The organism is Azospirillum sp. A26 (assembly GCF_042604635.1).
GTDB lineage: Bacteria > Pseudomonadota > Alphaproteobacteria > Azospirillales > Azospirillaceae > Azospirillum > Azospirillum palustre.
In genome coordinates this window covers 760822-783013 of sequence record NZ_CP170474.1, presented here as the reverse complement: position 1 = coordinate 783013, position 22192 = coordinate 760822, and the positions used below count along the sequence as shown (strand labels likewise).

At 66.2% G+C, this 22192-nt stretch carries 22 protein-coding genes; 12 read left to right on the top strand and 10 right to left on the bottom strand.

Annotated elements, in window-relative coordinates; translation table 11 throughout:
- The first annotated feature begins 85 nt into the window (after nucleotides 1–85).
- The 6 genes from ABNQ39_RS27190 (at nucleotide 86) to ABNQ39_RS27165 (ending at nucleotide 5556) form a co-directional block, all read left to right on the top strand.
- Nucleotides 86–1408 (top strand): aspartate aminotransferase family protein, encoded by a 1323-nt coding sequence (locus ABNQ39_RS27190; RefSeq protein WP_376964379.1) that lies wholly within the window; start codon nucleotides 86–88, stop codon nucleotides 1406–1408.
- Nucleotides 1409–1611: 203 nt separating this feature from the next.
- Nucleotides 1612–2517 carry an amino acid ABC transporter substrate-binding protein gene (locus ABNQ39_RS27185; protein WP_376964376.1) on the top strand — a complete coding sequence of 302 codons (906 nt, stop codon included), beginning with the start codon at nucleotides 1612–1614 and terminating at the stop codon, nucleotides 2515–2517.
- A gap of 135 nt (nucleotides 2518–2652) precedes the next feature.
- A complete protein-coding gene (locus tag ABNQ39_RS27180) occupies nucleotides 2653–3411 on the top strand; it encodes an amino acid ABC transporter permease (protein WP_376964373.1) in 759 nt (252 codons plus the stop codon).
- Between the two features lie 11 nt (nucleotides 3412–3422).
- On the top strand, nucleotides 3423–4109 hold the full coding sequence (locus ABNQ39_RS27175; protein ID WP_376964370.1) for an amino acid ABC transporter permease: 687 nt from the start codon (nucleotides 3423–3425) through the stop codon (nucleotides 4107–4109).
- A 53-nt stretch (nucleotides 4110–4162) separates the two neighbouring features.
- A complete protein-coding gene (locus tag ABNQ39_RS27170; protein WP_376964367.1) occupies nucleotides 4163–4942 on the top strand; it encodes an amino acid ABC transporter ATP-binding protein in 780 nt (259 codons plus the stop codon).
- Nucleotides 4943–5058: 116 nt separating this feature from the next.
- Nucleotides 5059–5556, top strand: a complete 498-nt coding sequence (locus tag ABNQ39_RS27165; protein WP_376964364.1) for a 2OG-Fe dioxygenase family protein — start codon at nucleotides 5059–5061, stop codon at nucleotides 5554–5556.
- Nucleotides 5557–5583: 27 nt separating this feature from the next.
- Here the strand turns inward: ABNQ39_RS27165 and ABNQ39_RS27160 are convergent.
- A protein-coding gene (locus ABNQ39_RS27160; RefSeq protein ID WP_376964361.1) for an IS3 family transposase occupies nucleotides 5584–6755 on the bottom strand; the annotation gives its coding sequence in 2 pieces (ribosomal slippage) (nucleotides 5584–6470 and nucleotides 6470–6755; 1173 coding nt in all).
- Between ABNQ39_RS27160 and ABNQ39_RS27155 the strand changes: the two genes are divergently transcribed.
- A complete protein-coding gene (locus ABNQ39_RS27155) occupies nucleotides 6743–7225 on the top strand; it encodes a hypothetical protein (protein ID WP_376964358.1) in 483 nt (160 codons plus the stop codon). The genes ABNQ39_RS27160 and ABNQ39_RS27155 overlap by 13 nt on opposite strands.
- A 180-nt stretch (nucleotides 7226–7405) precedes the next feature.
- Here ABNQ39_RS27155 and ABNQ39_RS27150 read toward each other — a convergent pair whose 3' ends face one another.
- The 3 genes from ABNQ39_RS27150 to ABNQ39_RS27140 are packed head-to-tail and all read right to left on the bottom strand — an operon-like array spanning nucleotide 7406 to nucleotide 11344.
- A complete protein-coding gene (locus tag ABNQ39_RS27150) occupies nucleotides 7406–8509 on the bottom strand; it encodes an ABC transporter ATP-binding protein (protein WP_376964355.1) in 1104 nt (367 codons plus the stop codon).
- Between the two features lie 17 nt (nucleotides 8510–8526).
- Complete coding sequence (locus tag ABNQ39_RS27145) at nucleotides 8527–9954, bottom strand: amidase (RefSeq protein WP_376964352.1); 1428 nt, start codon at nucleotides 9952–9954, stop codon at nucleotides 8527–8529.
- 10 nt (nucleotides 9955–9964) lie between these two features.
- Nucleotides 9965–11344, bottom strand: coding sequence for an aminotransferase (locus tag ABNQ39_RS27140; protein ID WP_376964349.1), 1380 nt, complete (start codon nucleotides 11342–11344; stop codon nucleotides 9965–9967).
- 212 nt (nucleotides 11345–11556) lie between these two features.
- Here ABNQ39_RS27140 and ABNQ39_RS27135 point away from each other — a divergent pair, with 212 nt between their 5' ends.
- From ABNQ39_RS27135 to ABNQ39_RS27120, 4 genes are all read left to right on the top strand, one after another.
- Nucleotides 11557–12510: a transketolase gene (locus tag ABNQ39_RS27135; protein ID WP_376964346.1), complete on the top strand. Its 954-nt coding sequence runs from the start codon at nucleotides 11557–11559 to the stop codon at nucleotides 12508–12510.
- Nucleotides 12507–13526 (top strand): transketolase family protein, encoded by a 1020-nt coding sequence (locus tag ABNQ39_RS27130; protein WP_376964344.1) that lies wholly within the window; start codon nucleotides 12507–12509, stop codon nucleotides 13524–13526. Before ABNQ39_RS27135 ends, ABNQ39_RS27130 begins: the two co-directional genes overlap by 4 nt.
- Nucleotides 13527–13585: 59 nt before the next feature.
- Entirely contained in the window at nucleotides 13586–14899 is a 1314-nt protein-coding gene (locus ABNQ39_RS27125) for an aspartate aminotransferase family protein (RefSeq protein WP_376964341.1), read from the top strand.
- A 94-nt stretch (nucleotides 14900–14993) separates the two neighbouring features.
- Complete coding sequence (locus ABNQ39_RS27120) at nucleotides 14994–15671, top strand: GntR family transcriptional regulator (RefSeq protein ID WP_376965041.1); 678 nt, start codon at nucleotides 14994–14996, stop codon at nucleotides 15669–15671.
- A gap of 23 nt (nucleotides 15672–15694) precedes the next feature.
- On the opposite strand, the gene ABNQ39_RS27115 is transcribed toward ABNQ39_RS27120, so the two are convergent.
- The 5 genes from ABNQ39_RS27115 to ABNQ39_RS27095 all read right to left on the bottom strand — a co-directional run bounded on the left by ABNQ39_RS27115 (nucleotide 15695) and on the right by ABNQ39_RS27095 (nucleotide 20737).
- Complete coding sequence (locus tag ABNQ39_RS27115; RefSeq protein WP_376964338.1) at nucleotides 15695–16441, bottom strand: SDR family NAD(P)-dependent oxidoreductase; 747 nt, start codon at nucleotides 16439–16441, stop codon at nucleotides 15695–15697.
- Entirely contained in the window at nucleotides 16438–17241 is an 804-nt protein-coding gene (locus tag ABNQ39_RS27110) for an ABC transporter permease (RefSeq protein ID WP_376964335.1), read from the bottom strand. The genes ABNQ39_RS27115 and ABNQ39_RS27110 overlap by 4 nt, the downstream gene beginning before the upstream one ends.
- Nucleotides 17242–17279: 38 nt before the next feature.
- Entirely contained in the window at nucleotides 17280–18530 is a 1251-nt protein-coding gene (locus ABNQ39_RS27105; RefSeq protein ID WP_376964332.1) for an ABC transporter permease, read from the bottom strand.
- A 25-nt stretch (nucleotides 18531–18555) separates the two neighbouring features.
- Nucleotides 18556–19614: an ABC transporter substrate-binding protein gene (locus ABNQ39_RS27100; RefSeq protein ID WP_376964329.1), complete on the bottom strand. Its 1059-nt coding sequence runs from the start codon at nucleotides 19612–19614 to the stop codon at nucleotides 18556–18558.
- A gap of 79 nt (nucleotides 19615–19693) precedes the next feature.
- Nucleotides 19694–20737 carry a polyamine ABC transporter substrate-binding protein gene (locus ABNQ39_RS27095; protein ID WP_376964326.1) on the bottom strand — a complete coding sequence of 348 codons (1044 nt, stop codon included), beginning with the start codon at nucleotides 20735–20737 and terminating at the stop codon, nucleotides 19694–19696.
- A gap of 236 nt (nucleotides 20738–20973) precedes the next feature.
- Between ABNQ39_RS27095 and ABNQ39_RS27090 the strand changes: the two genes are divergently transcribed.
- Entirely contained in the window at nucleotides 20974–21177 is a 204-nt protein-coding gene (locus tag ABNQ39_RS27090) for a transposase (protein WP_376964323.1), read from the top strand.
- 147 nt (nucleotides 21178–21324) lie between these two features.
- Here the strand turns inward: ABNQ39_RS27090 and ABNQ39_RS27085 are convergent, their stop codons facing one another.
- Nucleotides 21325–22131: an SDR family NAD(P)-dependent oxidoreductase gene (locus ABNQ39_RS27085; RefSeq protein WP_376964320.1), complete on the bottom strand. Its 807-nt coding sequence runs from the start codon at nucleotides 22129–22131 to the stop codon at nucleotides 21325–21327.
- Between the last annotated feature and the right edge of the window lie 61 nt (nucleotides 22132–22192).

Here is a 22192-nt window from a genome sequence, read left to right as displayed (position 1 = left end):
TCCACGGAAATACGCAAGCCGTCACAGCAGAACTGTTTGCGGCCTGCAAGCTCAGATCAGCCATGGCGCCAAAGGAAAATCGAAAATGAGCGAAGATCTTTATAACCTGGCTCAGGAATATATGGTCAGGTACGGTGGGGACGTCTTTCCGACCCTGTTCACATCGGCGAAGGGAACCATCGTAAAAGACAGTCAGGGCCGGGAATATCTCGACTTCACGTCGGGTCAGATGTGCGCGACGATCGGCCACAACCATCCAGCCATCGTTGAAGCGGTGCAGAAGGCCGGTGAGAAGGCCTTCCATTTCTTCAGCGGCATGATCCCGGAAGTGGTGGCGGAACTTGCCCAGACGCTGGCACGGGATTGGCTGCCGGGGGATCTCAAGCGCTCGATCTTCATCAATACCGGCTCCGAGGCCAGCGAGGTCGCGCTTCGCATGGCGAAGATGTACACCGGCGGCTTCGAAATCCTGGCGCTGGGCGGATCGTGGCACGGCATCACCGGAGGGGCGAGCGCGGTTTCGATGGCAAGCGACCGCAAAGGCTACGGCGTTCCGGTTTCCGGAATCTACGTGATCCCCGAACCGAATTCATATCGGCCCTACATCGACAAGGCGACCGAGGAAGAGGCGGCACTGGCCAATCTTGACCTTGCGCTCAAGATGTTCGACATGCAGTCGACCGGCCGCGGCGCCGCGATCATTGTGGAACCGGTGATCAGTGCCGGCGGCGTGCTGGTGCCGCCGAAGGCTTTCATGCAAGCGCTGCGAAAGGCCGCCGACGACCGTGGCATGCTGCTGATCTTCGACGAGGCCCAGACCGCATTTGGCCGCATCGGGACCCGGACGGGATCGGAATATTTCGGCGTCGTTCCGGACATCATGACCATGTCGAAGACTCTGGGCGGAGGCCTGCCCGTCGCGGCGGTTTCCACGACCGCGAAGATCGAGGACGACATTCATTCCAAGAAATTCGCCTTCTACACCAGCCACGTCTCGGACCCGCTCGCCGCCGAGGTCGGGCTGGCGGTTCTGAACGTCATCCAGCGGGAAAGCCTGGTCGCGCGAGCCAACGTCATGGGAGCCTATCTGCGTGGCAGGCTGGAGGAATTGCAGCAGCGTTACGAGGCCATCGGCGACATCCGGGGGCTCGGCCTGCTGCTCGGCGTCGAACTCGTCACCGACCGGACCTCCCGCACGCCGGCACACCAGCTGGGCGCATTGACCACGCAGAAATGCTTCGAGCGCGGCCTGAGCATGAACATCCGCAGGCGGCCGGAACGTGGCTCGGTGTGGCGCATCGCCCCACCGCTGACTGTCTCGACCGAGGAGATCGACCGCGCCGTCGACATTCTCGACCAGTCCCTGCGCGAAAGCCTGGACGAGCTGACGGCGAGCAAGGCTGCCTGACCTGATCGGGTCCGCCCAATGTCGGACTCGATCTGCAGCGTGACTCCGATCGCCAAACCCGATGCCGGAGCCTCGTGCACTGACCTAAGACGCACGAGGCTCCGGCGGAGCGCGGACGACTTTTTAATTGCTCGGGGTCCCCGGCTGTTCGACCGCATTGAATCACAACTTGCATCGCCCGAAGGCGACCGACAGGAGGCTTCATGCACCCACGTCAATTCTTCGTCGGCGCCGTCCTCGGCGCCCTCGGCCTGATCACGGTGGCCGAGGACGCTGCCGCCGACAGCAAGACGCTCGCGAAGATCGCGGACAATGGCACGCTGACGCTCGGCTATCGTGAGTCCTCGGTTCCCTTCTCCTACCTGGATGGCAATCAAAAGCCGGTGGGTTTGTCCATCGATCTGTGTCGGGCCGTGGCGGACCATGTGAAGGCGGAGCTGAAACGCCCCGATCTCAGGATCGCCTATGTGGCCGTCAACGCATCGAACCGCATTCCGCTGATCCAGAACGGTACCGTCGATCTCGAATGCGGCAGCACGACCAACACCGCCGAACGCCAAAAGCAGGTCGCCTTCTCGGTAACGACGTTCGTCAGCCAGGCCAACTGGCTCACGCTCGCCTCATCGGGGATCGCCAAAGCGGACGACCTGAAGGGAAAACCCGTCGTCGTGACGCAGGGGTCGCTCAACCGTTCTGTCGCCGAGCGGATCAATCGCGAAAAGGCTCTCGGCCTGGCCTTCATTCAAACCAAGGATCAGGCGGAATCCCTGTTGATGCTCCGCATCGGCCGCGCCGTCGCCTGGTTCGAAGATGACATCCTGCAAGCCGGGCTGGTGGCCAACGCACCCGATCCGAAAGCCTTTGCCATCCTACCGGACTCCCATGGCGACAGCACCTTCTACGGCTTGATGCTCGCCCGCGACGATACCGGCTTCAAACAGCTGGTCGACGGGGTGCTGGCGCGGGTGATGGCGTCAGGCGAGTTCGAACGCCTGTACGACCGCTGGTTCGTGCAGCCGATTCCACCGGCCGGGATGAGCCTCAATTTGCCGATGAGTGCCGCCCTGAAGGAACGCGTCGCCCATCCCAGCGACGCCCTCGCCCCCTGAGTTCCGGTTCACAGACTGGAAACGGCGCCGGACGACAGCGCAGTCCCACCGGCCCAGCAGAGGTCTGACGGTGCTTGCGCCTGCGCTGTCCGGCACCGATGCGGCCAACCGGAAACCTTGCCGAGGGTTTGTCGAATGTTCGATGTTCTTTTCGATCAAGCGTCCGATGGTCAACGCTATCTGGACTGGTTGCTATCGGGGCTTGGCTGGACGGTTGCCCTGGCCTTTTTCGGATGGTGGATTGCTTTCGCCATCGGCGTCCTGATCGGTGTCGGCAGGACGGTCGAGAACCGGTTGGTCGCTCTCCTGGCGCGCCTGTATGTCGAGATCTTCCGGAACATTCCGGTCCTCGTCCAGATGTTCCTCTGGTACTTCGTCTTGCCGGAAATCCTGCCGACGGCGGCTGGCGGCTGGCTCAAGCAGCTTCCGCCGCCTTGGGGAAGCTTCCTGCCGGCCCTGGCCTGCCTGTCGCTCTATACGGCCTCGCGCGTCGCCGAACAGGTCCGGGCGGGAATCGAGGCGTTGCCGAAAGGACAGGCCGAAGCCACGCGGGCGCTGGGACTCTCGTCCATCCAAGCCTATCGGCTGGTAATCCTGCCGCAGGCCCTGCGGCTGATCGTACCCAGCCTGACCAGCGAGGTGATGGCGATCTACAAGAACACGTCCGTGGCCTTGACCATAGGCCTGCTGGAACTCACCGCCCAGGCGCGGCAGGTCAGCGAGGAAACCTTTCAGACCTTCGCGGCTTTCGGAGCAGCGACCCTTGCTTATCTGACCCTGGCGCTCGCGGCTTACGGCCTCATGACCCTGATCGACCGCCGTTTCCACATTCCAGGGCCGACACAGCGCAGCCGGCCGCAGTTCGGTCGCCTGCGGACGGCAAAGGAGGCCTAGGAATGCAAGCCATGGATTTCACGATCATCCTTCAGGCTTGGCCCTATCTGTGTTCGGGTCTCGCCTTTTCTCTGGTTCTTACCGCAACGGCCTTTACGGCCGGGATCGTCCTCGGAACCGGCCTCGCCCTGGCGCGGCATCTCGAAATTCCGGTGCTGGGCCATGCCGCCCGGGTTTACATCGCGACGATGCGGTCCATTCCGCTGATCCTCGTGCTGTTCTGGTTCTTCTTTCTTGTCCCGATCATTCTTGGATCGCTGTCGCCGGATGGCCGGCCTGTCTCGATCGGTCCGACAACGACGGCATTCATCACATTCTGCCTGTTTGAGGCCGCTTATTATTCGGAGATCATCCGGGTCGGACTGCGCGCTCTCAATCGCGGTCAGGTCGAAGCCTCACAAGCGCTTGGCCTCACCACAGCGCAAGCCTACCGCTACGTCGTCCTCCCCCAGGTCGCGAGAACGGCGGCGCCGATCGTTCTCAGCCAGACCATCATTCTTTTCCAGGATACGTCTCTGGTTTATGTGCTTTCCCTGACGGATCTGGTCGGGGCAGCGTCGAAACTCGTCCAGATCAACGGGCGGTTCGTGGAGCTCTACGTCACCGTGGCTCTGGTCTATCTGGCTGTCTGCTGCACGGCATCCCACTGCGTCACCATCCTCAAGCGCCGGACGACCGCCCACGCGGCACAGCGGTGACCCTTCGAATTCGTAAATTCCCGGTCGAGCTTTGAACGGTTGGAAAGAGGCCCATGGACATCCAAATCGCCACTACGGAAAGACGTGCGACGCCGACGATCAAGGAACCGATCATCCGCCTGGACGGTGTGAGCAAAACATACGGTGGGTTCCAAGCCCTGTCGGGCATCGATCTGGTCATCGGCAAGGGAGAGAAGGTCATCATCTGCGGCCCTTCGGGATCCGGCAAATCGACGTTGATCCGTTGCATCAACCACATCGAACGGCACAGCCACGGGCGCATCGTCGTCAATGGCAAGGAACTGACGAACAACACCAAGGATATTGCCGCCGTCCGACGGGACACCGGCATGGTCTTCCAGAACTTCAACCTGTTTCCTCACCTAACGATTCTTGAGAATTGCTGCCTGGCGCCGATGAAGGTCAAGGGAGTCGGGCGGGAACAGGCTCGGGAACTGGCCATTCATTATCTGCGCCGTGTGCGGATTTCCGACCAGGCGAGCAAATATCCTTCCCAGCTTTCCGGTGGGCAGCAGCAACGGGCCGCGATCGCCCGCGCACTCTGCATGCAGCCCAAAATCATGCTGTTCGACGAGCCGACCTCCGCTCTCGATCCCGAGATGGTGAAGGAGGTTCTCGAGACGATGAAGTCCTTGGCGAACGATGGGATGACGATGCTGTGCGTGACCCATGAAATGGGCTTTGCCCGCGAGGTCGCCGACCGGATCATCTTCATGGATCATGGAAGCATCGTCGAGCAGAGCGATCCGGGCGCCTTCTTCTCTGCGCCCTCCACCGAACGGGCCAAGGATTTCCTCAAAATGATCCTATAGCGGTGGCGGCCCCGATCCGGCGCTTCACGCCGGACAGTCGAACCAATCGCCGATCGGTCGGGATTCGCCTCGACGTTGGGGGCGCGCCCGGCACGCAGGGGCCAATGATGAGCGACATGACATCGATCCTGGGCAATGCCCTGATGGAAGACGGGTATTCTTTCCTGGCTGCCGCCGATTTGCAGCGACTGTTGCCGGAGCCCGCGCTGGCGGACTGGGCCGGCTTCAGAGCGAGCTGGGGCCAGCTGGGCCTGGACGCCCACATGGCCGATGGCGGGCGCTACCGTCGCCGCCGCTTCGCCGCATTTTTCGTCGATTCCGGCGGACTCCGCCGCAAGCCGCACCAGCCGCATTTCCAAAGCCGGGACCACAACCCTCTCAACGGAGGCGTGGAACGATGGTTCGAACCGATCGACGACTTCATCGCCGGCCATTCGGTGACCGAGGCCATCCTGAAATTCGGCTTTGCACTTTTCGACCCGCTGGCTCCCGCCGGGACAAGGCCCGACGCCTGGCATGCCGAACTCCATCAGTTCCGGATCGAGCCCGACGCCGGGGCGTCCGCGCCTCCGACACCGGAAGGCATCCACCGGGACGGGGTCGATTGGGTGTGAGTTTCCCCCGGAACGATGGACACCGGGTTATGCGGCCTGAAGCTCGGCCTGCTCAGGTGTTCTATAGCCGATTGCCGAGTGGAGGCGTTGGCGATTGTAATAGCCTTCGATGTAGGCGAACAGGTCGCGCTTGGCATTCTCGCGTGTCGCGTACCGGTGATGGTGGACGAGTTCCGATTTCAGGCTTCCGAATAAGCTTTCCATTGGTGCGTTGTCCCAGCAGTTCCCCTTACGGCTCATCGACTGGGTGATGTCATGGTTTTTCAGAGCCTTGCGGTAGTCTGCCGAGGCGTATTGGCAACCGCGGCCGGAATGGTGCAGAAGGCCGGGGGCGGGCTGCTGGCACTGGAGGGCCATGGTGAGCGCCGCCAGCGGCAATTCGGTGCGCAGGTGATCGCGCATGGCCCAGCCGACCGCCTTGCGGCTGAACAGGTCGAGGACCACCGCCACGTACAGCCAGCCCTCGTCGGTCGGCACGTAAGTGATGTCGGTGAGCCAGACCTTGTTCGGAGCGGTTGGAGCGAAGTTGCGGTCCAGGAGGTTGGGGGTGATCGGCAGGGCGTGGCGGCTGTCGGTGGTGCAGACCCGAAAGGCCCGGGGGCGCTGAGCCCGAAGGCCATGACGGTGCATGAGGCGTTCGACGCGCCCCCGGCTGACGGTCCGGCCCTGTGCCCGCAGGGCGGCATGAATGCGCGGGGCTCCGTAGCGCTCGCGGTGATCGGCGTGAAGTCGCCGGATGTCATCGAGCAACTGCCGGTTCGCCGCCTTGCGCGGGCTCTCCGGTCGCGTGCGCCAAGCATAATAGCCAGAAGACGACACGCCGAGGGCGTCGCAGAGCAATCGAACCGGGTATTCGTCGCGGCAGTCCTCAATGATCCGGAACCTCATTTCAGAGGCTCCGAGAAAATGCTCACAGTTTTTTTTAGTATGTCTCGTTCCATCTGGACACGATCCAGTTCGCGCTTCAAGCGCGCGATCTCCGCTGACTGATCGCCGGCGGCCAGCGGGGCCGGCGCCTGCTTGGTGGGGAGCTGCGCCGGCCCCGCTGACCCGGATACGCGCCGCCGCCAAGTGCGCAGCATCGACGGCTGGATGCCCAACTCCTTGGCAACGTGTTCCAGGGGCCGGCCACTGCTTTCCAGCAGGGCCACTGCCTCTCGCTTGAACTCGTCCGTGAAAAAGAGCCGTGTCGTTGTCATGTCCACCTCTCCGCTCCCAACGGGAGCTTAACAAAGGTGTCCACCGATCCGGAGGAGGCTCAGAGCGCCTGACCATCCTGGGGGCGGACAAGGCTCGGCTGCTTGCCGAGGCCCGGGAGCCCGACGCAGACCTGCCGGCGATCCTGCTGCACCCCAACCTGCCGGACCTTTACCGTCGCAAGGTGGAAGCGCTGGAGGCGGCTCTCGCTGGCAGCGAGGACAGCGCCGAGGCGATGGAGATGGTGCGGATCATGATCGACCGCGTCGTCCTAACGCCCTCCCCGGCCGGGGCGGGGTTGGACGCCGACCTGCATGGCGAACTGGCCGGCATCCTGGCGGTCTGCGAGGGCGCCGCTCAGATGGGCATGGCCCAAACGCACGAACGCCCCGGCTCTTTCAAACCAGGGCGTCAAGTGTCGGTGGTTGCGGGGGCAGGATTTGGCCTTTACCGAACACGTGCTCGGCATTGAAGAACGGATGGAGTTCGAAAAGCACGGTACGAGGAAGCGGCGATCCTGGCTGAAGTTATACATCGGCATGGATGTGGCAAGCGGCCGGATTGTCGCCGCGGCTCTCACCGACCGCGCGGTCCCAATCGACGGTGCGGAAGGCGCGAAAGCGCCTCCCCAGCCGGCGGAATGTCGTTCCGATCAGTGACCCACCGGCAGCGCGATGGCGTCGGCCGGCCCCCATTCCACCCGATAACGGCCACCCGGACGCACATGCTGGTGATCGGCGTTGTTGGGAATTTTCGCGACCAGCCCTGCGGCCGGACCGTCCGCCAGATGCACGCGGATGTGGTCGCCCAGATAAATCAGCTCGGAGACATGGCCGAACAGGCTCCGCTCTCCTCCGGCGCCACCAGCCGCCTCTGCAGGCACCAGCCGGACCCGCTCGGGCCGCAGCGACACGGTGACCGAAGCCCCCGCCTCCAGACCGGCGGCAACACGGGCCTGCACCACCGAACCGCTTTCCAAACGGATGGTCCCGCGATCGTCCTGCCGGTCGGCCAGCACCCCAGACAGCCGGTTGTTCTCGCCGATGAAGCCGGCGACGAAGACGGTGGCTGGTTCCTCGTACAGTTCCGCCGGCGTCGCCAGCTGTTCGACCCGGCCGCGGTTGAAGACGGCAATGCGGTCGGACATGGTCAGCGCCTCCGCCTGGTCGTGGGTGACATAGACCATGGTTACGCCGAGACGTTCATGCAGATGCTTGATCTCGAACTGCATGTGTTCCCGCAAATTCTTGTCCAGCGCCCCCAACGGTTCGTCCATCAGGACCAGATCCGGTTCGAACACCAGCGCCCGCGCCAGCGCCACCCGCTGCTGCTGTCCGCCCGAAAGCTGAGACGGGCGGCGTTGCGCCAGCGCCCCCATCTGCACCATGTCGAGCGCACGGGCCACCCGCCGCTCCGTCTCCACCCGCCCCATCCGCCGCACCTTCAGCGGATAGGCCAGATTCTCGGCGATGGTCATGTGCGGGAACAGCGCGTAGTTCTGGAACACCATGCCGATGTTGCGGCGGTGCGGCGGCACATTCTGGATCGGCTTGCCGGCCACGCGGATTTCGCCGTGCGATGGCGCCTCGAACCCCGCCAACATCATCAGGCTGGTGGTCTTGCCGGAACCGGATGGCCCCAGCATCGTCAGGAACTCCCCCTTCGGGATCGACAGGTCCAACCCTTCGATCACCAGAGTGCGCCCGTCATAGCTCTTCTGGACGCCGGAGAACTCCACAAAGCCCTGTTGTTCCATGATCATACCCTCCGGGGTCAGGCGGCGTGGACGGGCGGGCGGCGGTCCCGCCAGGGGCGGGCGGCTTCCAACTGGCCGGCAAGACGGAACAGCGTTGCTTCATCGCCAGCGCGGCCGGTGAACTGGGAGCCGATCGGCAGTCCTTCGGCGTTCCAGGACAGCGGAACGCTCATCGCCGGCAGGCCGGCCATGTTGGCGAAAGTGGTGAAGGCCAGGAACTGCATGAAGCGGTCCATCACCGCCTCTCCACCATGCAGCCCGGCATCGAAATGGCCGAGCTTCGGCGGCGGAGAGCCCAGCGTCGGGGTCAGCCAGACATCGTAACGTTCCAAGAAGCGCCCGAGGATGCGCGAGAAGCCGTGGAACCAGCCGAGATCCGTCACGTAATCCGCCGCCAGGATGCGGCTGCCACGCTCGAACAGGTAACGGTTGAAGGGTTCGACTTCTTCCGCCAGGGCGGCAGGCGAGCGGTTGGTGGCGCGGCCGATGCTCCACAGGCTGCGCGTCGCCGTCATCGACCAGAAGCGGCGATAGGCCGACTGGTATTGCTCCGCATCGAAGACCGGGGCGGCGATTTCGACGTCATGCCCCAGCTCGGCGCAGAGACGCGCGGTGTCGCGTGCCGCCGCTACGCAATCCGGGTCGACGTCGGTGCCCAGCAGCGACCGGTCGGTGACGGCGATGCGCAGGCGTCCGGGCTCGCGGCCGACCTGCGACAGGAAACTGTCTGCCGGCGGGGCGGCGCTGTAGGGATCGCCGGCCATCGGCCCGTGGGTGGCATCGAGCAGGGCCGCGCTGTCGCGCACGGTCATCGTCACCACATGTTCGTTGACGATGCCGCCCAGGCTGTCGCCCAGATCGGGACCCATGGTGATGCGCCCTCGCGTCGGCTTCAGACCGAACAGGCCGCAGCAGGAGGCGGGAATGCGGATGGACCCGGCGCCGTCACCTCCATGAGCCGCCGGCACCATGCCCCCGGCCACGGCAGCCGCGGCGCCACCGCTCGACCCGCCGCTGGACCGGCTGGTATCCCAAGGGTTGCGGGTGGGGCCGAACAGCGCCGGCTCCGTCGTGCCGAGCGTGCCGAACTCGCACAGGTTGGTCTTGCCCACCGTCAGCAGCCCGGCGCGGCGGTAGCGCGCCATCAACTCGCTGTCATGGTCGACGACGGCGCCGGCCAGAAGGCGGGAGGCGCCGGTGGTCGGCGTGCCGCTGACATGGCAGTAGAGATCCTTGATCAGGAAGGGCACGCCGGCGAAGGGGCCGGACGACGCCTCTCCACGCGCCAGCGCGGCGCGCCCCTGATCGTAGAGCGGCAGGATCACGGCATTCAGCACCGGGTTCACCGCCTCGATGCGGGCGATGGTGGCATCGAGCAGGTCGGCGGCAGAGATTTCGCCGTCGCGGATCAGACGGGCCTGATCGAGCAGATCGAGATAAGTCATGACGGTCCTCTCAGGCGGCGAGGCTATCGCGGGACAGCGCGTCGGCGACATCGTCCAGCGCGGCGCGCAGCCGCTCCACCAGCGCGTCGATCTGGCCGGGTTCGATGACGTAGGGCGGGCAGAGCGCAATGTTGTCGCCCATGTTGCGAATGATCGCGCCATGGGTGAGGCAGCGCCGCTCCACCTGCGCACCCACCCGCAGGGCGGGGTCGAAGTCGCGGCCGGTCGCCGGGTCGGCGGTCAGGCCGACGCCGGCCAGCAGGCCGACGCTGCGGATTTCACCGACCAGCGGGTGCCCGACCAACGCCTCGTCCAGCGCGGCGCGCAGATGGGCGCCCAGCCGGCGGGCGCGGCCGACCACGTCGATCTCGTGATAGATGCGGATCGCCTCCGCCGCGACCGCTGCCGACACCGGGTGGCCTGAATAGGTGAAGCCATGGCCGAAGACGCCGACCTCCGCGCTCTGGTCGGCAATCGCCTGATAGATGCGGTCGCTCAGCGCCACCGCGGCGATGGGGATGGCCCCCGACGACAAGCCTTTGGCCATCGACATCATGTCGGGCAGGAAGCCGAAGGTCTGGCTGCCGAACCAGTTGCCGGTGCGGCCGAAACCGCAGATCACCTCGTCGGCCAGCAGCAGGATGTCGTGGCGGGCCAGCACCGCCTGGATTTTGGGGAAATAGGTCTCCGGCGGCAGAATCACCCCGCCCGCCCCCATCACCGGTTCGGCGATCATCGCCGCGATGCGGTCGGGACCCTCCGCCTGGATCAGCGCCTCCAGCTCGGCAGCGAGCCGCGTCGCGTAGTCCTCCTGGCGTTCGCCCGGTTCGGCATGGCGGGCATGGTTGGGGCAGGCGGCGAAGACCACGCCCTGGTCCGGCAGGTTGAAGGCGCGGTGCATGTGCGGCAGGCCGCTGAGCGCTGCGCCCATCACCGTGCTGCCATGGAAGGCGCCGGTACGGCTGATGATCTTGCGCTTCTCCGGCCGGCCGCGCGCGGCGTTGTAGTACCAGGCCAGCTTCACCATGGTGTCGTTGGCTTCCGACCCCGAATTGGCGAAGAAGATCCTGCCGCCCTTGATCGGCGAAATGCCCGAAATCGCCTCCGCCAGCGCCACGCAGGCGTCGTTCGTGCGGTGGTTGAAGGTGTGGTAGGTCGCCAGCGTCCGCATCTGACGGGCGGCGGCATCGGCCAGCCGCGCCTCGTCGAAGCCGAGTGACGCGCACCACAGCCCGGCCATCCCCTCGATATAGCGGCGGCCGGCCTCGTCGACGACATGGATGCCGTCGCCCCGCACCAGGGCGAGCGGCCCGCGCTCCTCGTGGGCGCGGGCGTTGGTTTGCGAATGCAGATGCAGGTCGATGTCCAAGGCACGAAGGGCGTTGGTCATGGGATCGGCTCTTCCTGATTGCGGGAATTGGGTGGGGACGCCAACGGCGTTCCGGCTTCGGACCCGGCTGGAGACTGGGTCGGAAGGAGCGGCAACGTCGGGCTTGCCATTTCCAACTTGTATCTTATAAGTTATAAGTTGTCGAGGGCAATTCGGCGCGCCTTCGCACCCCGCCCCTCACGTTCCAGCGCCGATCCGCTGACAGGAAGACCATGCCAACGACCGCCATCGCCGCACCGGCGCCCGATCCCATGGGCGCCGACCGGACCCTCACGCCTGCCCCTCTGACACCCGAAACGATCGCCCACCTGGAGGAGCGTGCCCGCCATGTCCGGCTGGAGACGATCCGGCTGATCGCCATCGCCAAGGTCGGCCATTATTCCTCGACCTTCTCCTGCGCGGAGCTGTTCGCGACGCTCTATTACGACGCCATGCGCCTGCGGCACGGCGAGCCGCGCTGGCCCGACCGCGACCGCTTCCTGATGGGCAAGGGCCATGCGGCGGTCGGGCTCTACCCGTTGCTGGCCGACTGGGGCTTCTTCCCGAAGGAGCTGCTGGACGGCTACACCCGGCTCGGCAACCCGCTGGGCGACCATCCGGACATGACCAAGGTGCCGGGGGTGGATTTCAGTTCCGGCTCCATCGGGCACGCGCTGTCCGCCGGGCTCGGCATGGTGATGGGCGGCCGGATGACAGGCCGCCGCTTCGACGTCTATGTCATGCTCGGCGACGGCGAGATGCAGGAGGGGCAGGTGTGGGAAGCGGCGATGGCCGCCGCCCACCAGAAGGCCGGCAACCTGATCGCCATCGTCGACCGCAACGGCTACCAGCTCGACGGCGAGGTGGACGAGGTGATGGGGATCGAGCCGCTGGCCGGCAAATGGCACGCCTTCGGCTGGGAGGTGCATGAGGTGGACGGCCACGACGTCGCCGTCCTCGCCACCCTGTTCCGCCGGCTGAAGCAGGACAAGGCCCGCGACAAGCCCGCCTGCATCATCGCCAGGACATTGAAGGGCAAGGGCGTCGGCTACATGGAGCGGGAGGCCGGCTGGCACCTCGGATATCTGGCGCTGGAGGACGAGGCCGCCGCCATCGCCGAGATCATGGGCCAGCCCGCCTGCCCGGCCATCACCCACGAAGACGTAGCTCAGGGAGACGCCCGATGACCGCCCCGATGACTGCCGCCATGACTACGGCCGACACCCTCACCGGACCGGTCGATCCCGGCAGCTGGCAATACCGGCAGCTCAACTCCCGCGCTCCCGGACTGTCCTACCTGTCGGACGCGCTGTCGGCGCTGGTGGCGGAGGGCCATCCGGTGATGGCCGGGACCGCCGACCTGCAATATTCCAACGGCCTCGCCCGCTTCGCCGCCCGCCACCCCGACCGCTTCGTCCAGTTCGGCATTTCGGAACAGAACATGGTGTCGGCGGCGGCCGGCATCGCCACTACCGGGGTGATGCCCTTCGTGGCGACCTTCGCCTCCTTCCTCGGACTGCTGTGCTGCGAGCAGATCCGCATGGATGTCGCCTATTCCGCCCTGCCGGTGCGGCTGATCGGACATCATGCCGGCATCGCGCTGGGCTTCTACGGCACCTCGCACCATGCGACCGAGGATCTGGCGATCATGCGCTCCATCGCCGGGCTGACCGTGGTCAATCCGGCCGACGGGCCGCAGCTGGCCGCCGCGATCAGGGCATCGGCCGGCCACCCGGAGCCGATCTATTTCCGCATCGGCCGCGGCCAGGAGCCGAACGTCTATGACGACCTCCCGGATTTCCAATTCGGCAAAGCCATCGAGCATGAAACGGGCACCGACCTGACTGTCATCGCCTGCGGCACCATGGTCCATCCCTGCCTTGAGGCGGTCCGCGCCCTGCGGGCCTCCGGCTTGTCGGTCGGCCTGATCGATATGCACACGATCAAGCCGCTGGACCGCGACGCGGTGCTGGCGGCGGCCGAGCGCTCCCGCATCATCCTGACGGTGGAGGAGCACAACATCCTCGGCGGGCTCGGCGGCGCGGTGGCGGAGGTGATGGCGGAGGCCGGCACGAAGGCTTTGCTGATCCGCCACGGCATCCGCGACGAATACAGCCTGATCGCCCCGCCGACCCATCTCTACCGCCACTACCAGCTCGACGCCGCCGGCATCGAAACGGTCGTCCGCGACATCCTGGCCTGACACCGCCGGCCGGGACGGCCGATTCCGGCTTCGTCCCGGCGGCACCACAAGGACCGACCATGCCCCTCAAGACCGACAACGCCGCGCTCACCGCGCGGGCGCGGGCCGTCATGCCCGGCGGACTGCTCAGCCCCAGCCGCCAGTTGGCCCACCCTTATGTCTTCGTCCGCGCCGCCGGACCGTACCTGTATGATGCCGACGGCAACGAGCATGTCGATTATCACTGCGGTTTCGGCGCCAACATGCTGGGTCACTGTGCCGCCGCTGTGCGCGACCGTGTGACCGCGGTGTCCGAGCGCATCGACCTGATCGGCGCCGCGGCGCTGGACCTGGAGATCGAAGCGGCGGAAACGCTGGTCCGCCTGATCCCCTGCGCCGACCGGGTGGCCTTCTGCAGCAGCGGGTCGGAGGCGACCTACCACGCACTGCGGCTGGCCCGGGCCGCCACCGGGCGGCGCACCGTCATCAAGTTCCAGGGCGGCTATCACGGCTGGCACGATTACGTCGCCATGAACGTGCAGTCGCCCGCCGAGCGCATCGGGCAGTACGACCCGGTGTGCGACGGCATCCTGCTCGACGCTGCGCGGCACACTATGGTCCTGCCCTACAACGATGCCCAGGCGTTCGAGGTTTACCTGACCGCCCATCCGGGCGAGGTCGCCGCGGTGATCGTCGAGCCGATCGCCCACAATATGGGATCGGTGATCGCCCATGACGCCTTCCTGCGCGACCTGCGCCGGCTGACCGCCGACCATGGCACCGTGCTGATCTTCGACGAGGTCATCACCGGCTTCCGCCACGCGCTGGGCGGCTACCAGTCCATCGCCGGGGTGACGCCCGACCTCGCCACCTTCGGCAAGGCGGTGGCTTCCGGCCATCCGGTCGGCATCCTCGCCGGCCGCGCCGACCTGATGGAGCGGCTGGCACGGACCGGCGAGGGGGCGGTCTTCATGGGCGGCACCTTCAACGGCACGCCGCCGTCGCTGGCGGCGCTGCTGGCGACCATCGGCGAACTGGAGCGGCCGGGTACCTACGAGCGGCTGTTCGCGCTCGGCGACCGCATGCGAAACGGCCTGTCCGCCATCGTGGAGCGGCTGGGGATTCCGGCGCAGCCGGCCGGCTACGGTTCGGTGTGGCTGCTCTATTTCTTCCAGGGCGCCTTCCAGCGCTACGAGGATCTGCTGCGCAACGACAACGCCGCCGACCTCGCCTTCCGCCGGCGTCTGGTGGAGCAGCGGTTCATCTTCCAGCCCCTGCCGCTGAAGCGCCTCTACCTGTCGACCGCCCATGACGAGGCGCTGATCGACCGCACGCTGGACACCATCGCCGAAACGCTGCATGCGCTGCATCCGGCGATGCGGGTCGGCGCCTGACTTTTCTGTGTTATAGCTTATAGGACGGCAGGAGGCGTGCCCAAGGCATCGCCCCCTGCCGTTCGTCCGTGTGTGAGGAGATGACGTCGTGCGAATGCAGCCGATCGAACCGGGAAACCTGTCGGCGCGGTCCTATGTGGCGGTGCGCGAAGCGCTGATCGCGGGGAGCTTCAAGCCGGGCCAGCGGCTGGTCATGCAGGATCTGGCGGACGAGTTGGGAACCAGCATCACGCCGGTGCGCGAAGCCTGCCTGCGGCTGGTCAGCGAACAGGGTCTGGAGCTGCGGTCGGGCCGCTTCGTCTGCGTGCCGGGGCTCAGCCTGTCGCGCTATCTGGAAATCCGCACCATCCGCATCGCGCTGGAAGGTCTGGCGGCGGAACTCGGCGCCGCCCATGCGACGGCGGCGGACATCGCCCGGCTGACCGAGGCGCATGCCCGGTTCGACGCGGCGGAGCGCGCCCGCGATGTCGCGGCGGCGCTGCAGGACAACCGCGACTTCCATTTCACCGTCTACCGGCTGTCGGGGATGGAGATGCTGGTCGGCCAGATCGAAAGCCTGTGGGTGTCGATGGGACCGATCCTGAACGTGTTCTACAACGATGTCGAACACGACGATTATGCCGGTGCCGACGAGCATCTGGCCCTGATCGCCGCACTCCGCGCCCAAGACGGCCCCGCCGCGCGGGCCGCCATCGAACGCGACATCGTCCGCGGCGGCGAGAGCCTGATCCCGTATCTGGAAAAGGTCGGCCAGTCCCTGACGCCGGCCTGACCGGCGCCGGGGAAAGCCTTTATTCAGTCTTCGTCCAGACCGCGCGGCGTCCGCATGCCGGCGGTCTCGCCGCCGTCGATGGTCAGGACGGTGCCGTTGACGTAGCTCGACCGCTCCGACAGCAGCCAGGCGACCGCGTCGGCGACTTCCTCCGGCGCGCCGAAGCGGCCGGCGGGAATGCGCTGCTCCAGGCGGCGGCGCTTGATCTCCTGGGTCTTGATGCCCTGCATCATGCGGGTGTCGATCTGGCCGGGGCAGACGGCGTTGAAGCGGACCTCGTCGCCGAACTCCAGCGCCAGCGCCTGGGTCATGCCGATCACCGCCGCCTTCGACGCGCAGTAGATCGCCAGCCCCTCCTCGCCGATCTTGCCGGCGACCGAGGCGACATTGACCACCGCCCCGCCCGCCGCCCGCAGCCCCGGCAGGGCGAGGCGGGTGAACAGGAAGGCGCTGCGGGCGTTCACCGCCATCACCAAATCCCAATCCTCCACCAGCGCCTCGGCGAAGGCGACGCGGCGCGACATGCCGGCATTGTTGACCAGCCCGTCGATGCGGCCGCCGCCAAGCTCCATCGCGCGTTCGACCGCAAGGGCGCAGTCGTCGGGCGAGGCGACATCGCCCGGCTGGAAGACGGCCCCCGGACAGCGGCCGGCGAGGTCGGCGCCGGCCGCCTCGTCCCGGCCGGTGAAGAGGACGGTTTGCCCGTCGCCGGTCAGGCGCTCCACACAGGCACGGCCGATGCCGTGCGTGCCGCCGGTAACGATAATCATGCGTTGCTCCCAGGCTTTGAACCGGTTCCCCGCCCCAGCCGGGTCAGGAGAACCATGAAGACGACGGTGACGCCGACCAGCAGGGTCGACATCGCCAGGATGGACGGGTCGATGGTGTCGCGGATGCCGTCGAACATCTGGCGCGGCAGGGTCCGCTGCGCCGGCCCGCCGATGAACAGCGCCACCACCACCTCGTCAAAGGAAAAGATGAAGGCGAACAGGCCGCCGGACAGCACGCCTGGCAGGATCAGCGGCAGGGTCACGGTGAAGAAGGCCCGCACCGGCGAGGCGCCCAGGCTGTAGGCCGCCCGCACCAGGGTGCTGTCGAAGTTTCGCAGCGTCGCCGTCACCGTGATGACGACGAAGGGTGCACCCAGCACCGCGTGCGCCAGGATCAGCCCGAGATAGGAGGCCGTCAGGCCGATCCGCGCGAACAGGAAATACATGGCGACGCCGCTGATCACCACCGGCACCACCATCGGCGCGATCAGCAGACCGAGCAGGAATGAGCGTCCCGGCAGGTCGTTGCGCGCCAGCCCCAGCGCCGCCAGCGTGCCCAACAGCGTGGCGAGCGCCATGGCGCCGGTGCCGACGATCAGGCTGTTGCGCAACGCCGGCAGCCAGGGGCCGGAGGTCGCCAGCACCTTGTCGTACCATTGCAGCGACAGGCCGGGGATCGGGTAGGACAGGAAGCCGGCGGAGCTGAAGGAAATCGGGATGACCGCCAGGATCGGCCCCACCAGGAAGACCATCATCGCGCAGCAGAATGTATAGTGGAGAACACGGGTCGGACTGGGCATGGTTCGGCCTCTCGTGATTGCTCTCTGGAGCGGGGACCTCATTGGATGCCGGCGATGCGGCCGACGCCGATCAGGCGTCCGACCGTCGCGTAAAGCAGCATGATGCAGAGGAGCAGGATCCCCCCCAACGCCGACGACAGGCCCCAGTTGATTGTGGTGTTCGCATAGTAGGCGATGAAATAGCTGGTCATCTGGTCGCGGGCGCCGCCGACCAAGCTGGGCGTGATGTAATAGCCGACGCCGATGATGAAGGTCATCAGGCAGCCCGCCCCGACGCCCGGCAGCGTCATTGGCAGATAGACCTTGAGGAAGCCGACCGCCGGATGGGCGCCCAGCGAGGCCGAGGCCCGCATGTAGGAAGGCGAAATGCCCTTCATCACGCTGAGGATAGGCAAGATCATGAAGGGCAGCAGGATATGCACCATCGCGACATAAAGGCCGAAGCGGTTGAACACCAGTTCCAGCGGCGCATCGACAATGCCGAGTCGGGTGAGCAGCCCGTTCAGCACGCCCTCCTTCTGCAGAACGACGATCCAGGCGCTGGTCCGCACCAGAAGCGAGGTCCAGAAGGGCAGCAGCACGCAGACCATCAGCACCGACGCGAAGCCGCGCGGTAGGCTGACCAGCGCATGGGCGAGCGGGAAGCCCAGCACAAGGCACAGAAGCGTGGTGACGAAGCCGATCCACAGGGTGCGGCCCAGCGTGTCGATGTAGATGCGCTCCTCCGCCGGAGCCCGCACAATGGACCCGCTGTCGTCCATCCGCAGGTCGAGCGCCGTCAGCAGGTAATAGGACGTCAGCGGAGGGCTGGCCCGGCGCAGCGCCGCCCAGGTGGCAGGCTCGCTCCAGCGCGTGTCGATGGCGGTCAGCTCCGCCGTCCAGCCCGCCTGCGGCCGGTCGACGGTCCGGACGGCGCGCGCGGTCTTGGCCAGCAGCGCGCGGTAGCCGGCCCGTTCGTAGTTCAAGCGCCGGCTCGCCTCGCCCAGGCGGGGTTCGCCATAGGCGGCTTTGAGGTCGCGGGCCAGTGCCGCATAGGCGCTTTCGGGCGGCAGGCCCTCGCCGGTCCAGCCGCGCATTTCCGCGGCGACGCCGGGCAGCGCCTCGCCCACCTCGCCATTCTCCACCGCGTGGAACAGCATGCCGCCCAGCGGCAGCACGAAGACCAGGGTGAGGAACAGGACCAGCGGTGCGATCAGCAGCGCCGAGACCATCCGGGCCTTCGCACGCGACGACAGGGACGGCGGCGCCAGCGCCGAAGTCCCGTCCAGAGTTTCAGTGGTGCTTGCCATGCGCGTCATCGCTCCGTCCCGCCGGTCATCGGGAGCGCCAGTTGGCGAAGCGCGCTTCCAGCGCCTCGCCATGGTCGGCCCAGAAGGCGGTGTCGAGCGGGACCGCCAGCTGGAAATTCGCAGGGTTCGTCGGCAGGTCGGCAGCCACCGCCGGGTCGATGCCGAGGTTGGCCTTGCGGTTGGTCACGCCATAGGCGATGTGGCTGGGAAAGCGTGCCTGCACCTCCGGCCGGCTGGCGAAGGAGATGAAGCGCTCCGCGGTGGCGCGGTTCTTCGCCCCCTTCGGGATCGCCCAATAATCGACGCCCAGCACCTGCCCGTTCCAGGCAAGCGCGAAGGTCCGTCCGCCCTGGTTGGCCGCCGTAACCCGTCCGTTGAAGGCGGCGGACATGACCACATCGCCCGACGCCAGCCGCTCGATCGGTTCGGCGCCGGAGGTCCACCACAGGATGTCCGGCTTGAGCCGGTCGAGCGATGCGAAGGCACGGTCGACCCCGGCCGGCGTCGCCAGCAGCTTGTAAACCTCGCCACGCGGCACGCCATCGGCCAGCAGGGCGATCTCCAGCGTCATCTTGGCGGTCTGGCGCAGGCCGCGCTTGCCCGGCCAGCGCTGCACGTTCCAGAAGTCGGCCCAGTTTGTCGGACCGTCGGCGATGCGGGTGCGGTCGTAGGTCATCACCATCGACCAGACGAAGGCACCGACGCCGCACTCGCTGTAAGCCTCGTCGATGAAATCCCTGCGGTCGCCGACGGCGGTCCAGTCGATCTTCTCGAACAGACCCTCCTCGCACCCGCTCAGCAGGCTGTTCTGTTCGACCTGCAACACGTCCCAGCTGACGCTGCCGGTGTCGACCATGGCGCGGACCTTCGCCATCTGGCCGGAATAGGAATCCTCGGTCAGCTGCACCTTGTCGACATCGGCGAAGGGGCGGAAGAACACCGCGCGCTGGGCGTCCTGCAGAACGCCGCCGGCGCCGACGACGGTCAATTGTCCGGTTTGCGCGGGAGATTGCGCCAGGGCCGGCGCGGACCAAAGTCCGGCCGCCAGCGCGCATCCGACGATGCGCGTTGCGTAAAGCGTCATGACTCTCACCTGTTCAGGGAATTGTTTGCGGCGGGCTGTCCACCCGGCCCACGCTGCACCCGGTCCGGTGAACCCGGATCTATTGGGCGACCCAGCGCTCGAAGCGCTGCTGCAATTCGTCTTCGTTGTTCACCCAGAAGGGGGTGTCGATCATCAGCGCGCGCGCCATGTTCTGCGGAGCGGTCGGCAGGTCCGACTGGATTTTCGGGTCGATCAGGGCGGAGGCGCGGTTGTTGGTGACGCCGTAGGGGATCGTTTCGGCAAAGCGCTTCTGCACGTCCGGGCTGGTCATGTAGGCAACAAGCTCCCTGGCCGCCGCCAGCTTGTCGGTGCCCTTGGGGATCGTCCAGTAATCGGCGGAATAGAGCTGCTGCGTCCACAGCATGGTGAAGTTCCGCCCGTCCTTGTTGGCGGCGGCGACCCGCCCATTGTAGGCGGAGGTCATGACGACGTTGCCGGCGGCGAGCCATTCCACCGGTTGCGCGCCGCTGACCCACCAGCGGATGTGCGGCTTGATCTGGTCCAGCTTGGCGAAGGCACGATCCACCCCGGCCTTGGTGCCCAGCGTCTCATAAAGCTTGTCGGGGGCGACGCCGTCGGCCAGCAGGGCGATCTCCAGCGTCATGCGCGCCTGCTTGCGCAAGCCGCGCTCGCCCGGCCATCGCTTGAGATCCCAGAAATCGGCCCAGGATGTCACGCCGGGGGTCTTGGCCGGATCGAAGGCCAGCACCTTCGACCAGACGAAGGCGCCGACGCCGCAGGGCGCCTTGACCTGCGGGAGGATGTCGGCGGCGTTCGGCTGGCTTTTCCAATCGAAGGGTTCGAGAAGCCCCTCGTCGCAGGCCAGCGTCATCTCGTTCTCGTCCATCTGTAGGACGTCCCAGGTGACCGTCCGCGACTGGTTCATCGCCTTCAGCTTGGCGATGCCGCCGGTATAGGATTCCTCGATCAGCGGCGCGCCCGACCGCTTGGCAAAAGGCTCGAAATAGGCGGTGCGCATCGCGTCCTGCAACGATCCGCCGAAGCCGACGACGGTCAGGTCGCGCGCATGCGACGACCCGGACGCAATCAGCATGGCGAACATCATGGGCACGCCAAGGCGCCCTGCCCGTCTCGTCGTCATCCGACCCTCCTCACTTGGATCCCGGAAATTGTGTGGAACCCGGAAGGCCGGTGGCATCGCGCCGCACCAGACCATCCGATGCGGCAATCTTATAAGTTATAAATTACCTGTCAAGGCAGGCAATTTGGTCCGTGCATCGTTTGGTGAAATGCGGTGTAGACCGCCAGCAGGATTCCGTCAGGTGTCACGCCATGTCTGAACTGACGATGCCGAAGAACGTCGGGTGGACATCATGAATGAGGCGATGGCGAGCATGTCGCGCAGCGCGGCGAGCCGCTGACCGCCGCCTTGATGCCGCTGTTCGCTCCTTCGGTCCGCGGCGTGCCCGATATCGTGGGCTCGCCAAAGTCCATTGCCAGCATCTGGCCAGTGCGGCCGCTCTCAACCTCGATCGGATCGTGGCTTGGCAACAAGGCCAGCCCCTTGCTCCCACCCTTTGACAGACAGGAATGTGAGGGTTTCCGATAACCGGAATTGAAGGCATCAGTGCGCCACCACAAAGCCAACGCCTGCAGAAGTGGCGTAGAGGCACTTATGAAGGATCAGCCGGGAGCGGTTTGATCGCCACCCCCGCTGCCGCTCCTTGCTCACAAGGCGGCATGCTCCTTGACCGCCGCCTCAAGGCGGACCTTGAGGTCGAGGAACCGCGCATCGATGGCCAGCGGGTCGTCTCGGTTGAGCGCGATCATCGCCGCCCGCACTTCGCCGCCGCGGATCACCTCCAGCGCCTCCGTTTCGATCGCCGCCACGATGGCCGCAGCCACAGCTTCCGCACTTTCGCGGGTGAAGCCCAGTTCCGGACCGGCGTTGTTCGACGCCATCATCGGGGTGTCGGTGGCGCCGGGATAAACGGTCAGCACATGGATGCCTTCGCCCTTCAGTTCCCGGCGCAAGGCTTCACCGAACCGTGCCAGGCCCGCTTTGGCGCCGGCGTAAGTGGCATAGAATGGCGCGCCGACGAGCCCCAGCCCCGACGATATGTTCACCACCAGCCCTTCGCCGCCGGAACGCAGCACCGGAAGGGCGGCCCGCGTCAACAGGATAGGCGCGGTCAGGTCGACGGCAATCATCGCGAGGATGTCCTCCTCCGTGACCTGCTCCAGCCGCCCGGCGCGAACGCCGCCGGCGTTGTTGACCAGAATGTCGAGCCCGCCCAGTGCGCCGAGTGCGCGTTCGAGCGTCTGCTTGCGCCCGTCGGCGGTGGCCACATCGGCCACGATGCCGGTCACCGACGCTCCAGCCTTCTGCAAGGCGTCGACCGCGGCGGCAAGCCGATCGGGGCGCCGACCGGTGATGGCAAGGGCCACTCCCTTATCGCCCAGCGCCCGGGCGGCGGCAAAGCCGATACCGCTGGAGCCGCCGGTGATCAGCGCGCGTTTTCCAGAAAGAATCATGTCAGCTCCGTGTAAATCGGTTCAGTGACGGGACCTGTCGGGTGGGCGGCGAGAACAGCGC